Genomic DNA, 14906 nt, shown 5'->3' on the forward strand with positions numbered 1-14906 from the left:
TTGCTGAGCCGATGGAATGATCCCGTTGATCACCTGGCGATGACCCCGCCGGCGACCACATCGGTTGTCCCTCGCCGGTAGCAGAGGCTCCGGCGCAGCCCACGCGGCGTCCGTCGGATGCCCCGGCCCACCATGAACGGAACAACGAGTGATCCTGTACAAGCGGCACGGTCAGACCGACGGAGGACCAGCTGCTTGTGGCCGCCCACGGTGCTGGAACCACTCCGGCGCCAGGATCGACATCACCGCCGCGTCCACCCGCCTGCCCTGCCAGAACAGCGCATCGCGCAACACGCCCTCGGCGACGAACCCCACCTTCTCGTAGACGCGACGAGCCCGCGGATTGAAGGCGTAGACCCCCAGCGAGACGCGGTGCGGCCCCAGTTGCTCGAAGCCGTACCCGACGATCAGCCGGGTCGCCTCCGTGCCCGAGCCGTGTCCGTAGGTGCCGGGCACCAGGCAGATGCGGAAGTTGCAGCTTTCGTTTCCCGGGTTCCACTCGTTGAGGACCGCCTCGCCGATGACGGTGCCCGTCGACTGCTCCACCACGGCGAGATCCAGCCGGTCGTCCTGAACGCGACGGGTGCCGTACCAGGTCCGCAGACGCGCCTCATCCAGCCGGCCGTTGTCATGGCTGCCGGTCAGCCGTGATGCGTCCGCGTCCCGGAACATCGGCATCAGCGCGGACACATCATCCGCCGTGACCGGCCGGAGCAGAACCCGCTCCCCCCTCAGATCGGGCTTGCTGAGGAAGTCGGGACGCGAAGCACTTCGTACGTGATCGACCATCGCCGCATTCTGCCCAGCCGCGCCGTCCGGCGTCTCCCCGATATCCGTCACCCGTCACATGACCAGGTCACCTGTGGTCAGGGCCTCTACCGTGATCGGAGGGACAGGCTCTAGAGCCAGCCCTGCCGGCGGGCGGCGCGGACCGCTTCCATGCGGTTGCGTGTGCTGGTCTTGCCGATGGCCGACGAGAGGTAGTTGCGCACCGTCGACTCGGACAGGTGCACCCGCCCCGCGATGTCCGCGACGGTCGAGCCGTCCGCCGCCGCGTTCAGCACGTCACGTTCACGGGCCGTCAGCGGACTCGGTCCCGCGCTCAGCGCCGCGGCGGCGAGGCCGGGATCGATCACCGTCTCGCCCGCGAGTACCCGCCGGATCGAGCCGGCCAGCTCCTCCACCGGGCCGTCCTTGACGAGGAACCCCGCCGCCCCCGCCTCCATGGCCCGGCGCAGGTAGCCCGGCCTGCCGAACGTGGTCAGGATCAGCACCCTGCACGCGGGCAGCCGCTCCCGCAGCTCGGCCGCCGCGTCGAGCCCACTGCGGCCGGGCAGTTCGATGTCGAGCAGCGCGACATCGGGCCGGGCCGCCAGCGCCTCGGCCACGATCGCGTCCCCGGTGGCGACCTGGGCGACGACCTCCAGGTCGTCCTCCATCCCGAGCAGCAGGGCGAGAGCGCCCCGCATCATGCCCTGGTCCTCGGCGAGCAGGACCCGTACACATCGCTCCGGGGTGTCCGTCATGCGCCCAGATTAGGGCGCGCCCCGGCACCGGTGTCCCGGTCCGCGGGGCCCGCTCCTTCAACTCCGGCTGCGGCGGAACAGGTCCCTGCCGCGACGCCGGGACACAGGCTCGCCCGCGGCGGTGGCCGAGCCCCCGGCGCCGCCGAGGGGGGAGTCCCCCGCGAAGGCGGCCGGGCCGCCGACGTGGCCCGGTCCGTCGCCGGCGTCAGCGGGCAGGTCGGCCGTCACCCGGAAGCCCGGCGCCCGCTGTTCGCTCTCCAGGAACCCTCCCGCGGCCGCGAGCCGCTCGCGCAGCCCCTTCAGGCCCGTGCCCGTCGAGGAGGCCACCAGATCGGGGTGCGTCCCCACCCCGTCGTCGGTGACGGTCACCCGTACCCGCTGCCCGGAGGCGGCCACCACGATCTCGCAGTGCGCCGCCGCGCTGTGCCGCACCACGTTCGTCACGGCCTCCCGGACCACCCAGCCGAGCAGCGCCTCCGTCTGCGGCTCCAGCGGCGGCCCCGACTGCCTTACGACGGTCTGGACCCCCGCGGCGGCCAGCGCGGAGCGTGCCCGGTCGAGGTCCGTCGCGAGGCTGCCCTCGCGGTATCCCGTGACCGCCTCCCGGACCTCTCTCAGCGCCTGCCGGCCCACCGACTCGATGTCCGAGACCTGTGTCAGGGCGTCCTCCAGCCGGTCCGGCGCCAGCCTGCGGGCCGCCTCGGCCTTGACCACGATCACCGACAGCGTGTGCCCCAGCAGGTCGTGCAGGTCGCGGGAGAAGCGCAGCCGCTCCTGTTCCACCGCCGAGCGGGCCAGTTCCTGCCGTGTCGCCCGCAGTTGTGTCACGGTCTCCGACAGCGTCAGGATCGCCGCGGTCACCATCATCGAGATCGCGGTGCCGTAGGCGACCGCGATCGCGCCCCACCCGTCGTGGTACGCGGCGACACCCGCCGCCGCGCAGCCCAGCACCAGCGCGCCCCAGCCGAGCGACCTGCCGCGCAGCACCGTGCCGCAGGCCAGCCCGAACAGCGGCAGGAACAGCAGCCACGAACCGCCGTAGAGACCCGCCAGGCCGAACGTGATCAGCCCCATCGCGACGATCATCCAGTGGATCTCGGGGCTCTTGCGCTTGCGCGGGACGAAGGACCGGAACACCACTGACACGTAGAGGGAGTTGAAGGCCAGCAGGCCGATCACACCGATCCACGGGTCGGGCGTCTTGCCCTGCACGAGGTTGGAGAAGGAGCCGAGGCCCAGCAGTAGCCACGGCATCATCGCGAAGCCGTTCGGCGGACCCGGCCTGCGGCCGCTCGTGCGGCAGTCGTACGGCCCCGTGCCGGGGGCGCCGCCGGCCCCCGGGTCAGTGCCCGTGACCACCGCAGTCCCGGTCGGGCCGGCCGGGTCCGGCCGCCGCGCGCGGCCCTTCTGGCCCCTGCCGGGCCGCGGCAGGCCGGGGAACGGCGGAACAGGGAAGTCCCTGATGACCAGCGGCTCCCGCCGCTCGCGGCCCGGTGTCATGTCGTCCTCGCCGACCTGCGGTAGGACAGGACGGCGTACGAACCGCACACCGCCAGCCACCCCAGCAGCACCGCCACGGTCTTCGCGTCGGGCGCGGAACCCGATGCCGTGGACCAGCCGAGCGCCGCGAACCGGTTCGCCGGGGTGTACACCGCGACCGTCCGCAGCCAGTGCGGGAAGAGGTCCACCGGGAACCACAGCCCGCCGATCACCGCGAGTCCCACCAGGGCGCCCACGTTGAGCACACCCGTCGTCTGCGCCGTCAACCGGTAGCCGTTGCCGATGCCGAACAGGGTGAACGGCAGCGCCCCGAGCCACATCAGGCCGACCAGCACCGGCCACTGCCAGGCGTCCAGCCGGACCCCGTTGACCAGCGCGCCCGCCGCCAGCACCAGCAGCAGCGCGGGCAGCACCGTCACCGACCCGGCGAGCGCCCGGCCCAGCACCACGCGTTCAGGCCGCATCGGCGTGGTCCTCAACTGGCGCAGCCAGCCCAGCTGTTTGTCCTCGGCGATACCCGTGCCCGTGCCGACCGCGGCCCCCAGCGCCCCGTAGGCCGCCATACCGATCATCGAGCTGATCCGCCACGCCGCGGCGTCCGCCGGGGGCTGCGCGCCCTGGCCGATACGGGTGAACAGCAGGTACATCAGCACCGGCATGCCCGCACCGAAGATCACGAAGCCGGGGTCGCGCAGGGTGCGCCGGACCTCCAGGCGGACGTAGCGTCTCATCGTTCCTCTCGGCCGCTCCGTGCGGTTCGCCCCCGTCATGCCCTCTCCTCCAGCCTGTCGTCGGCGCCCGCGCCGGAGCCCGGGCCCTGCTCCTGCGGGCCGTCCGCGTCCTCTTCCGTGCCCGCGTCGATGCCCGCGTGCGCGCTTGTGCTCGTGCCGTGCGCTTCGGTGCCGGTGCCGGTGCCGGTGCCGGTGCCGGTGCCGGTGCCGGTATTGGTGTCGGTGTCGCGGGTGAGGGCGAGGAACGCGTCCTCCAGCGTCGCCCCCGCCACCTCGATGTCCCGCACCATGCCGAGCCCCGCGAGGGCGACCACCGTCGCGTCCGCGTCCGTCGTACGCAGCCGGACACGCCCCGACCGCACCTCGAAATCCCTGACTCCCGGCAGGTGTTGCAGGCCGTCTGGAGATCGCCCCGCCAGCTCGACCGAGACCAGCCGGCCGCCCGCGGACTCCTTCAGCCGCCGACCGGAGCCGTCGGCGACGACCCTGCCGCGGTGCAGGACGACGATGCGGTCCGCGAACGCGTCGGCCTCCTCCAGGTGGTGCGTGGAGAACAGCACGGTGTTGCCCCGGTCCGCGTACGCCCGCATGGAGGCCCAGAACGACCGCCGCGCCTCCACGTCCAGCGCCGACGTCGGCTCGTCCAGGACGATCAACTCGGGCCCGCCCGCGATCGCGAGGGCGAAGCACACCCGCTGGACCTGGCCGCCGGAGAGCTTGTCGACCCGCCGGTCATCCAGGCCCGCGAGCCCGGCCAGTTCGATCGCCTCGGCCACCGGCAGCGGCTGCGGGAACGTGGCGGCCACGAACGACACCAGCTCCCGCACCGTCACCCGCCGCACGGCCCGCCCGTCCTGCAGCATCGCGCCGACCCGCCCCTCGGCGACGGCGCGCGACGGCGGTCCGCCGAACAGCCGCACCGTGCCCGCGTCCGGCTCGTCGAGCCCGAGGAGCAGCCCGACCGCCGTCGACTTGCCCGCGCCGTTGCGCCCGAGCAGGGCGACGGTCTCACCGCGCCGGACGGTCAGGTCGATCCCGTCGACGGCGTGCACCGCGCCGAAGGACTTCCGTACCCGCTCGAAGGACACGGCGGGCGCCTGCGCCGACGGCACGGTCCGTACCGTCGCCTCGGCTGCCCTGTCGGCGGGTGCTGTGCCCGCTGTCTGCCTCATGTCTTCGAAAGTACGGGGTGCCCGGCGCGCTGGGCAGATGCGGATGTTCACCAACACCCCGTACAAATGTCATGCGCCGACGATCACGGCCCCGTGGCGCCGCGTGCCGGCCTACCCGCAACTGCCCGCGCGGGCCGAGCACATGGGCCCCGGATACGGCCGACGGCCGACGGCGCACGGGTACGGCGCACGGGTACGGCGCACGGGTACGGCGCACGCAGGCGGCCCACCGCACACGCGTGCGCCCTACCGCGCACCGCCCCCGCACACGAAGCACCTCCGTCGGCGCCCGCAAGAGGAGCCCGCACACGGCCCACCGCACACGGCCCATCCCACACGGCCCGTTGGCATCCGCCCGGTGGCATCCCGCAGACACGGGAGGGGCCGCCCCGGCGCTGCCGGGACGACCCCTCCCAGGTGGTCGTCTGCTGCTGGGCCCCCGGCCCGTCAGACCGTGATCTTCGCGGGACGGCGGTGTCTGCCGTGCGCCTGCGAGGCCGAGTCGTCGGCGGCCGCGGCACCCCCGCGGTGCTTTGCGTGGATCCCGGCTGCACCCTGATCGGCGGCCGCGGACCGCGGACGCTCCTCGACGGTGTCGTTTCGGGCTTCGGACATGGTGGGAAGTCACCCCGTTGTGATCGCTGCTTGTGCTGGCCCAGGGTCGCGTCCGGTCGGCGACCGCCGTGCACGACGACGACCGCGCCCACAGCGCGGCTACCGACGGTGTCCGCCCGGCCCCGACCGCGTCACCCTGGTCGAATTCTAGCCACGTACCTCTCGGCCACTGATCGACACCCCGCGCATCGCCCCCTGTTGCTGGAGGGGCGCCTGTTGCAGGGGAACCGGTCTGCACAGGGAAGGAGTCCCCACGACGGCTCCCGGTTCCCTGTGCGCCGCCCCCGCGGCGGGAGGCGAGGTACGGGCGGGGCCGTATGGAGCCGTGCCGGCATCCCTGTCCCCGGCCGGATCCGGCGTGTCCTTGCAGGTGTTGCCGGGGACATCGGCCGGCTCACGCACCTGCGCCACCGCGCACGGCGCGGCGGCCGTCGCGTACGGCAGCCGGAGAACGCCGTCGGAGGTCCACAGGCCTGCCCCGGGCAGCCAGCCGGCCGGCGCGGACAGCAGCCGCAGCCGCCGCCCCGAGGGTCTCCAGAGGCCGAGACACGTACCGTCGGGCCCGTCGACCCGCAGGGCCACCGCGCAGCTCTCCGGTGTGAGCACCTGGCCCGGCTGCACCGCGAACGGGGTCAGCACGCGGTCCGCGATCCGCAGGCACTCGGGGAAGCGGACCGGGCGCATGCTGCCGAGCACCCCCCAGCCGATCCTGTCGTGCCCCGGAGCGTTCGAGCGGATCAGCAGCAGACCGCTGTCCGGGTCGGCGAGCAGCAGCCGGTCGTCGCTGTCCTCGGTGATCTGCAGCAGGGGTGACGTCTCGCCACCACGCCCCAGGTCGACGGCGATCGCCTTCACCACCCCGTCGGCCTCCCGGTCGAGTGCGAGCAGCCGCCCCGAGCGGTCCAGCCAGGCGCCGCCGGAACAGCGGCCCGGCACCTGGGTGACCAGTTCCGGCCCGAACGCCCCGCCCGCGACCAGCCAGATCGCGGTGGTGTGCGCGCCCGGCGCCAGCGCGTAGACGAGGTCCCCGCCAGGAGCCGGCGGCAGCAGCGTGATGAGCGGGCAGTCGACGGCGCCGAGCGCCAGCTCGCCGGTGCCGGGGCCGGTCGGGTAGAGCAGCGAGAAGGCGTACGTGTCCGCCACCCGGCGGCAGATGAGCACCCGGCCGTCGGCCAGCGGCTGTACCTGGCTGTCCGCCTCCTCGGGCTGGTCGAGGGGGAGCGGCACGGCGTACGGCTCCGGCCCGTCGAGGGTCCAGCGCTCGGGGAACCAGACGGGCGGCGACCCGGCGGGGGCCCCGACGGGGCGCGCGGGGGCCAGACGGGCCCCGTAGCCGCCCTCCGCGGCGATCGTGAGAGCCGGGGGGCCGGGCGCGAAGGCGGGGGCCTCGATGTCGGCCGGGGCCCTGAGCGCGGCCCCGGCCCTCACGGCGGCCGTCAGGGCCGCCGAGGAGGCCGCAGGGATGGCCGGGCGGGACGGGAGGGCCCGCGCCGGCGGCGGTACGGGCACGGTCATCTCCTCGGGCGCGGCCGTCCCTTGGGGCGCGGTCACCCTCGGGGGCGCGGCGTTCGGGCTGGGCGCGGCCACTCTCGCGGGCGCGGTGTCCGGGCGGGGCGCGGTCGCCGCCGGTCCCGTACCCGCCGGTCCCGGAACCGCTCCCGGCAGCGGCGCGGACTTCCCCGTCCCGTCGGTGCGCCGGGCAGCGGCGGCGGATGCGCCACCGGCCTCGCGCGCCTCGTGCGCCGGCTGTCGCGTCGCCGCGTGCGTCACGCCTGCTCCTGCCGGTTCGTCCGCCGGGGACCGGTCGGCGCCGGGGCGCGCCCCTCGCGCTCCCCGTACCGCCGTGGTGTCCCCGGACGTTCCCGCCTCGGTGGCGCCCGGGTCGTCCACTGCTCCCGCGTCCCTCGCTCCCGCGTCGCTCTCGAACGGTGCCGCGCCGCGCGGCCCGGACCCGGCCGGGTCCGTCGCTCCGGTGGGCCGGGGGCCTGTCGGTCCCGTCACGGTGGGCCTCGTCTCGGCGACGAGTGCCGTCATCGGTGTCATCGGTGCGTCACCTCCGGCCAAGAAGCTAGTTTTCGTACTTCCTGCCGAACAACGGGAGACGGGTGTCTTCACACGTACGAGTGGCGGCGGGTGGATTTGCCGGGGGTTGTGGGGGTGCTTGTGCTGGCGAATGAGAATGTGATTAAGGTTAGGCACGCCTTACCTGAAACGCCCCTCTAGGAGCACAGATGTCCATACGTCGTCGCGGCGCCCTCGCCGCGGTCGCGTTCGCCGCCGCCCTGTCCCTCGCCGCGTGCGGCTCGTCCGACGGCGGTGGGTCCGGCAAGAGCGACAACGACTCGGCCAAGAAGGCCGATGTCGCGACCGGCGGCAAGGACTTCACGAAGGCCGGCGAGAAGACGGCGTCCTTCGGGACGACCGCGAAGCCCGGCCAGTTCCCGCGCACCATCACCATGGCGATGGGGAAGACCACCATCCCGAAGCAGCCGAAGCGGGTCGTGGTCCTGGACATCGGCGAGTTCGACAACGTCGTCTCGCTCGGCATCAAGCCGGTCGGCTGGGCGCCCACGCAGCAGGGCGAGGCGATGCCCGCCTACCTGAAGGACACGGGCCACCCGCAGCAGGTCGGCACGATCAGCAACCTCAACCTGGAGGCGATCGCCAACCTCCACCCCGACCTGATCCTCGGCAGTCAGCTGCGCGCCGCGGACAAGTACAAGGAACTCTCGAAGATCGCGCCCACGGTGTTCTCGGTGCGGCCCGGCTACACGTGGAAGTCCAACTACCTCCTGAACGCCGCCGCGCTGGACAGGACGGCCGAGGCGAAGGCGAAGCTCGCCGCGTACGACACGAAGGTCGCCGGGCTCAAGAAGTCCCTCGGCGCCGACAAGCCGACCATCTCCATGGTCCGCTACATGCCGGGCCGGCTGCGGCTGTACGGCGAGGACTCGTTCATCGGCACGATCCTGCAGGACGTCGGCCTGCCGCGCCCGAAGAACCAGCAGGAGCATGAGCTCGCGACCGAGATCAGCCCTGAGAAGATCGACTCGGCGAACGCGGACTGGATCTTCAGCGGCGTCTACGGCGACGCGTCGAAGACCGACGAGAACGCGGCGACGACGAACCCGCTGTGGAAGAACCTTCCCGCGGTGAAGGACGGGCACGCGAAGACGGTCAAGGACGAGACCTGGTACCTCGGCCTCGGGGTCACCGCCGCGTACTCGGTCCTCGACGACCTGCGCGGCTACCTCGTGAAGTAGTCGCCCCCGCCCCCTGCCCGGCACCTCCCGGGCAGGGGGCGGGCCGCCGCGTGCCCCGCCGCCCGCCGGGGCTCGCGCCCCCGCTCCACCCCCCGCCGCGGTACCCGCACGTGCCGGGGTCCGTACCGTCCCGGCGCCTTGCCGTGCCGGAGTCCGTACCCTTCCGGCTCCGCACCGGGCGGCCCCCGCGGGGAGCCCCCGCGACCGCCCCGCACGCGCACCGCCCCGCGCCAGGTAGCCTTCAGGCGTGCCCCGTCTGTCCGAAGTCCTCGCCGAGCTGGATGCGCTCTGGCCGCCCGACCGCGCCGAGCAGTGGGACGCCGTCGGCACGGTCTGCGGTGACCCCGGCGCGAACGTCGAGCGGGTGCTGTTCGCCGTGGACCCGGTCCAGGACATCGTCGACGAGGCCGTCGCGCTCGGCGCGCAGCTCGTCGTCACCCACCACCCGCTCTATCTGCGCGGCACCACCACCGTCGCCGCCGACACCTTCAAGGGGCGGGTTGTCCACACGCTGATCAGCCAGGGCATCGCCCTGCACGTCGCGCACACCAACGCGGACACCGCGGATCCGGGCGTCTCCGACGCCCTCGCGGGCGCGCTCGGGCTGCGCGTGGTGGGGCCCCTGGTCCCGGACGCCACCGACCCGGCGGGCCGCCGCGGTCTGGGCCGCGTCTGCGAACTGGACGCTCCCACCTCGCTGCGGAACTTCGCCGCACGCGCGGCGCACCGCCTGCCGGCCACCGCGCAGGGCGTCCGCCTCGCGGGCGACCCGGAAGCACCGGTCCGCAGGGTCGCGGTCAGCGGCGGATCCGGCGACGGCCTCTTCGCCGAGGCGCGTGCCGCCGGCGTCGACGCGTTCCTGACCGCGGACCTGCGCCACCACCCGGCCTCCGAGGCCACCCAGCACTCCCCACTGGGCCTGGTCGACGCCGCGCACTGGGCCACCGAGTGGCCCTGGTGCGAGCAGGCCGCCTCCCAGCTGGACGAGATCTCCGACCGCCACGGATGGGACCTGCGGGTCCACGTCTCCGAGACGGTCACCGACCCTTGGTCGTCGCACTTCGCGTCGTCGCCGCGCCCCGCGCCGCCGACGCCCGCCCTGACCACGAACCCACCGGGAGCCCCCAACTGAACGCCGCGCCAGCCGACCAGCTCCGACTCCTCGACGTCCAGGCCCTCGACGTACGGCTGTCGCAGCTCGACCACCGCCTCTCCTCGCTGCCCGAGCACGCCGAGCTCGAAGCGCTCGGCAAGGACGCCACCCAGCTGCGTGACCTGCTGGTGGCCGCCCAGACCGAGGAGAGCGACACCGCCCGCGAGCAGACCAAGGCCGAGCAGGACGTCGACCAGGTGCGCCAGCGCGCCGCCCGCGACCAGCAGCGGCTGGACTCGGGTGCCGCGACCTCCCCGAAGGACCTGGAGAACCTCCAGCGCGAGATCGCCTCGCTCGCCAAGCGCCAGGGCGACCTGGAGGACGTCGTCCTCGACGTGATGGAGCGCCGCGAGTCCGCCCAGGAGCGGGTCGCCGAGCTCACCGGCCGGCTCTCCGGCGTGCAGGCCGCGACGGAGGAGGCCGCCGCCCGCCGGGACGCCGCGACCCAGGGCCTCGACGCCGAGATCGCGGGCCTGTCCAAGGACCGTGACGCGATCGCCGCCTCGGTGCCCGCGGACCTGATCAAGCTGTACGAGAAGCTGCGCGCCCAGCAGGACGGCGTGGGGGCGGCCCGCCTGTACCAGCGCCGGTGCGAGGGCTGCCGGCTGGAGCTGAACATCACCGAGCTCAACGACGTCCGCGCCGCCGCGGCTGACACCGTGGTGCGCTGCGAGAACTGCCGGCGCATCCTCGTACGTACGGCGGACTCGGGCCTCTAGCAGCGGCGGCGCGGACGGGTGGTGGCGGTGACCAGGTACGACGTCGAGGCGGACGGTGGTTCCCGGGGGAATCCGGGACCCGCGGGCTATGGCGCCGTCGTCCTGGACCCGGTGAGCGGTGAGACCCTGGCGGAGGTGGCGGAGTACCTCGGGGTCGCCACGAACAACGTGGCCGAGTACCGGGGCCTGATCGCGGCCCTGCGCGCCGCGCACGCTCTCGACCCGGACGCCGAGATCCGCGTGCGCATGGACTCCCGTCTCGTCGTCGAGCAGATGTCGGGCCGCTGGCAGATCAAGAACGCGGAGCTGCGCGCGCTCGCCGAGGAGGCGGCCGGTGTCTTCCCGCGTGAGCGGGTCGCGTACGAGTGGATCCCGCGCGAACGCAACCGGCACGCCGACCGGTTGGCGAACGAGGCGATGGACGCGGGCACGCGCGGTGAGCGCTGGGACCCGTCCGCGTCGACGGCCGCCCTGGACGCGGGCTCCGTGGCCGTGACCTCGTCCGCCTCCGCTCCCGCCGTCGGCTGGGGCTCGGCCCCCGACCTGGGCGCCCCCACCACGTTCGTCCTGCTGCGGCACGGCGAGACCGCCCTCACCCCCGAGAAGCGGTTCTCCGGCAGCGGTGGCGGTGACCCCGAACTCTCCGCCGAGGGACGGCGCCAGGCCGCCGCCGTCGCGGCCTCGCTCGCCGCGCGCGGCACGATCCAGGACATCGTCTGCTCACCGCTGCTCCGCTGCCGGGAGACGGCCGGTGCCGTGGCCGAGCGCCTCGGCCTCGGCGTCACGGTGGAGGACGGTCTGCGCGAGACCGACTTCGGGGCCTGGGAGGGCCTGACCTTCGCCGAGGTGCGCGAGCGCTACCCGGACGACATGGCCGCCTGGCTCGCCTCGCCGGAGGCCGCGCCCACCGGGGGCGGCGAGAGCTTCGTCACGGTCGGGGTGCGCGTCGAGGCGGCGCGCCGCCGCCTGGTGGAGCGCTTCGCGGGCCGCACGGTGCTCGTCGTCACCCACGTCACACCGATCAAGACGCTCGTACGGCTCGCGCTCGGCGCGCCGCCCGCGTCGATGTTCCGGATGGAGCTCTCGGCCGCCGCGACCTCCGTGGTGGCGTACTACGCGGACGGCAACGCCTCGGTGCGCCTGTTCAACGACACGTCCTACCTCGGCTGAGGGCGCGCGCCGCCCCGCCGGGTACGGGAGCCCGAAGGCCCGGGGATCTGTTGGCGCCCGTCGCGGCGGACCTGCGGCATGCTCGCCATGACATGGCAACTCGCCCAGTTCGTCGAGGAGTTCCATGGCGTGGCGGGTGCCTTCCTCGACGAGGAGGCGACGCTGTGCACGATGCTGCTGGGCGTCGGCGGGACGGTGCGCCTGGCCGGTCCTTACACGTACGACCCGATGGCACGCGCGCCCGAACGCGGTTCGGCTGGTGGTATGGGCGCGACGCGGGCCCTGTGACGGGGCTGTTCGGGTGGACACCCCCGTTCGTGCCCCTGCTCGGCCCGATGCCCGCGCGGGCCGTCGCCGCACTGCCGGGGGCTCCGGCCGCCGGGAAGTCCGCACCGGTGACAGGGGCCCGGGGGCCCGCCGCTCCCGTAGGGTCCTTCGTGCGCGCCTCGGCGTGCGGGCGGCGTCCGCACCGCCGGCGGCTGCGGCCTGGCGGGTCCGAGACGTCAGGCCCCGCGCCGCACAGCCGGTCCAGTTCGATGCGGATCGCCGTCCGCAGCGCATCGTGCTGCGGACCGAGTCTGAACTGCTCGTCGCTCCACCGCTCACGTCTTCCGGCTGGATGACGCGACGGTGCCCCCGCCCCGCCCCTGCCCCGCCCCCGCCTGAAGGCCGGGCGCGCGCGGCCGGGTTGGCCGAACTTCCGCTCGTGAGCGCGTGGCTCAGCGTGTTCAGTGGGGAGGCGCTGGCTGATGCCCGGGCCGCCGCCGACATCGAACGCCGGTTCGTGGAAGGGCGGTTGCTCCTGTGGAAAGCCGACGGCGTCCCCGTGGCGAGCCGGGCGGGGCGCGTGCCCGACCGCTCCCGGCGACCGGGAGGGTCAGACCCGGCGGGTGTCCTGCAGCGTGGACGCCTCGCGGGCGAGCGCCTCGACCCGGTCCCAGTCGCCCGCCTCGACGGCGTCCTGCGGAACCATCCAGGTGCCGCCGACGCAGCTGACGTTGGGCAGCGCGAGATAGCTCGGCGCGGCCTCGGCGGTGATGCCGCCGGTCGGGCAGAACCGCGCGAGCGGCAGCGGGCCGGACAGGGACTTCAGATACGGGATCCCGCCGGCGGCCTCGGCGGGGAAGAACTTCATCTCGGTGATGCCGCGTTCCAGCAGCGCCACGACCTCAGAGGTGGTCGACACACCCGGCAGGTACGGCACGCCCGACGCCTCCATGGCGGCGAGGAGTGTGTCCGTCCAGCCCGGGCTCACGAGGAAGCGGGCGCCGGCCGCCACGGACTCGGTGACCGCCTCGGGGGTGAGGACCGTGCCCGTGCCGACGACGGCGTCGGGCACCTCGGCGGCGATCGCCTTGACGGCGTCGAGGGCGGCGGGCGTGCGGAGTGTCATCTCGATCGCGGGCAGTCCGCCCGCGACGAGGGCGCGGGCGAGCGGCACCGCGCCCGCGGCGTCCTTGAGTACGACGACAGGGATCACGGGGGCGAGGTCGAGCACGGAGGTCATGGCGACATCCTGCCGCGCCACGGGCACATAACGCAACGCGCGTTGCACAGGATGCAACGCGTTGGATCCGGTCGCCGTGGGCGGGCGCCCCGTGGCGACCGCCCCGTCAGTGGATCTCGCTCACCACCACGTCGATGCGCCACGTCCGGCCCGCTCGCGCGGGCGCCTCGGCCTCGACCGTGTGACCCAGCTCCCGCAGGGTCTCCACCAGGGCCCCCGGGGTCTTCGGCGCGGCGCCCGCGGTCAGCAGGTCACGCACGAGACGCCCCTTCGTCGCCTTGTTGAAGTGGCTGACGACGGACCGCTTCTCCTCGCCCGTCACCTCGTCCCGGCGGGAGTGCAGCACCCGCACGCTCGCCGTACGGCCGGCCAGTTCACCCTTGGGCTGCCACGCGCTCACGTACGCCGAGGACCGCAGGTCCAGCACCAGCCCGCCGCCGGCGGCCTCCACGGCCTCGGGCAGGGCCGTCGCCATCGGCGCGCGCCAGTAGGCCCCGAGCGCCCCGATGCCCGGCAGCTTCACCCCCATCGAGCAGCGGTACGAGGGGATGCGGTCGCCGACCCGTACCGCGCCCCAGAGTCCCGAGAAGATCAGCAGGGAGGCGTCGGCGCGGCGCCCGGCCGCCGCGTCCAGCGTGGCGAGGCCCAGCGCGTCGTACAGGACGCCCGTGTAGACCTCCCCGGCCGGCCGGGTGCCCGCGGTGCGCAGCGCCGCGTTCTTCGCGATCTCGCCGCGCAGCCCCTCGCTCAGGCCGAGCACCTCACGGGCCTTGTCCTCGTCGGCCGCGCACAGCTCCACCAGTTCGTCCAGCACGGCGGCGCGCGCCGGGGCGAGGTCCGGCAGCGACAGCGCCTGAGGCTTCAGCGGGGCCCCGCGGCCGGGCGCGGCCTTTCCTTCGGACGGCGGCAAGAGCACGAGCACGGCGGCGACTCCTCGGGGGTGGCGGGTGCGACGGACGCGCCGACCGGCGGGCCGCGCCCGCCCGCCAGCGTAGGCGAACGCCGCGGGCCACCGCCCGGGCCGCCGGTGCCCGGGGCCACCGGTACGGACCGCGTCCCGCCTCCTCGCGGGCGGGTAACATGTTCCGCACGGCAGACGAGCCGGCTGGACGGTCGCGTCAAGATCACTGATCTTGCCGAGGAACGTCCGGGCTCCACAGGGCAGGGTGGTGGGTAACGCCCACCCGGGGTGACCCGCGGGACAGTGCCACAGAGAACAGACCGCCGGGGGCCTCGGCCCCCGGTAAGGGTGAAACGGTGGTGTAAGAGACCACCAGCGCCCGAGGTGACTCGGGCGGCTAGGTAAACCCCACCCGGAGCAAGGTCAAAAGGGGACCCCGCGAGGGATCCCTGCGCGGACGTTCGAGGGCTGCCCGCCCGAGTCCGCGGGTAGACCGCACGAGACCGGCGGCAACGCCGGTCCTAGATGGATGGCCGTCTCTCCGGCCGCCGCGAGGCGACCGGATGACAGAACCCGGCGTACAGGCCGACTCGTCTGCCGCTTTTACGCCCGACCTGGGAAAAGGCTCCGGGAGTCAGGCCTGGTCCGA

General features: G+C 74.0%; 12 protein-coding genes, 1 other RNA gene and 1 pseudogene. 6 read left to right on the forward strand and 8 right to left on the reverse strand.

What is annotated here, in order from left to right; genetic code table 11:
- Positions 1-171 precede the first annotated feature (171 nt).
- The 6 genes and pseudogenes from OG310_RS25105 to OG310_RS25130 form a co-directional block, all read right to left on the reverse strand.
- On the reverse strand, positions 172-789 hold the full coding sequence (locus OG310_RS25105; protein WP_329458118.1) for a GNAT family N-acetyltransferase: 618 nt from the start codon (positions 787-789) through the stop codon (positions 172-174).
- Positions 790-899: 110 nt separating this feature from the next.
- Positions 900-1526 (reverse strand): response regulator transcription factor, encoded by a 627-nt coding sequence (locus OG310_RS25110; protein WP_329458119.1) that lies wholly within the window; start codon positions 1524-1526, stop codon positions 900-902.
- A gap of 57 nt (positions 1527-1583) precedes the next feature.
- The gene (locus OG310_RS25115; protein WP_329460371.1) at positions 1584-2783 is read right to left on the reverse strand and encodes a sensor histidine kinase; all 1200 of its coding nucleotides are present in this window, start codon (positions 2781-2783) and stop codon (positions 1584-1586) included.
- 239 nt (positions 2784-3022) lie between these two features.
- Entirely contained in the window at positions 3023-3757 is a 735-nt protein-coding gene (locus OG310_RS25120) for an ABC transporter permease (RefSeq protein WP_329458120.1), read from the reverse strand.
- A gap of 230 nt (positions 3758-3987) precedes the next feature.
- Positions 3988-4929 (reverse strand): annotated as a pseudogene (locus tag OG310_RS25125) (ABC transporter ATP-binding protein); the annotation flags it as partial.
- Positions 4930-5691: 762 nt separating this feature from the next.
- Positions 5692-7587, reverse strand: coding sequence for a hypothetical protein (locus tag OG310_RS25130; RefSeq protein WP_443078729.1), 1896 nt, complete (start codon positions 7585-7587; stop codon positions 5692-5694).
- A 188-nt stretch (positions 7588-7775) separates the two neighbouring features.
- Here OG310_RS25130 and OG310_RS25135 point away from each other — a divergent pair, with 188 nt between their 5' ends.
- The 5 genes from OG310_RS25135 to OG310_RS25155 all read left to right on the forward strand — a co-directional run bounded on the left by OG310_RS25135 (position 7776) and on the right by OG310_RS25155 (position 12137).
- Complete coding sequence (locus OG310_RS25135) at positions 7776-8807, forward strand: ABC transporter substrate-binding protein (protein WP_329458122.1); 1032 nt, start codon at positions 7776-7778, stop codon at positions 8805-8807.
- Between the two features lie 247 nt (positions 8808-9054).
- A complete protein-coding gene (locus OG310_RS25140) occupies positions 9055-9939 on the forward strand; it encodes a Nif3-like dinuclear metal center hexameric protein (protein WP_329458123.1) in 885 nt (294 codons plus the stop codon).
- Positions 9936-10679, forward strand: a complete 744-nt coding sequence (locus OG310_RS25145; protein WP_329460373.1) for a zinc ribbon domain-containing protein — start codon at positions 9936-9938, stop codon at positions 10677-10679. Before OG310_RS25140 ends, OG310_RS25145 begins: the two co-directional genes overlap by 4 nt.
- Before the next feature lie 27 nt (positions 10680-10706).
- Positions 10707-11849, forward strand: a complete 1143-nt coding sequence (locus tag OG310_RS25150; RefSeq protein ID WP_329458124.1) for a bifunctional RNase H/acid phosphatase — start codon at positions 10707-10709, stop codon at positions 11847-11849.
- A 78-nt stretch (positions 11850-11927) separates the two neighbouring features.
- Positions 11928-12137: a hypothetical protein gene (locus OG310_RS25155; RefSeq protein WP_329458125.1), complete on the forward strand. Its 210-nt coding sequence runs from the start codon at positions 11928-11930 to the stop codon at positions 12135-12137.
- 589 nt (positions 12138-12726) lie between these two features.
- Here OG310_RS25155 and eda read toward each other — a convergent pair.
- Both eda and yaaA read right to left on the reverse strand, forming a co-directional pair.
- Positions 12727-13356: a bifunctional 4-hydroxy-2-oxoglutarate aldolase/2-dehydro-3-deoxy-phosphogluconate aldolase gene (eda, locus tag OG310_RS25160; protein WP_329458126.1), complete on the reverse strand. Its 630-nt coding sequence runs from the start codon at positions 13354-13356 to the stop codon at positions 12727-12729.
- A 106-nt stretch (positions 13357-13462) separates the two neighbouring features.
- Positions 13463-14278 carry a peroxide stress protein YaaA gene (gene yaaA, locus OG310_RS25165; protein WP_329458127.1) on the reverse strand — a complete coding sequence of 272 codons (816 nt, stop codon included), beginning with the start codon at positions 14276-14278 and terminating at the stop codon, positions 13463-13465.
- A gap of 175 nt (positions 14279-14453) precedes the next feature.
- On the opposite strand from yaaA, the gene rnpB reads away from it, so the two are divergent.
- Positions 14454-14854, forward strand: an RNA gene (rnpB, locus tag OG310_RS25170) — RNase P RNA component class A.
- Positions 14855-14906: the final 52 nt, after the last annotated feature.

The organism is Streptomyces sp. NBC_01497, assembly GCF_036250695.1.
In the GTDB taxonomy this organism is placed as follows: domain Bacteria; phylum Actinomycetota; class Actinomycetes; order Streptomycetales; family Streptomycetaceae; genus Streptomyces.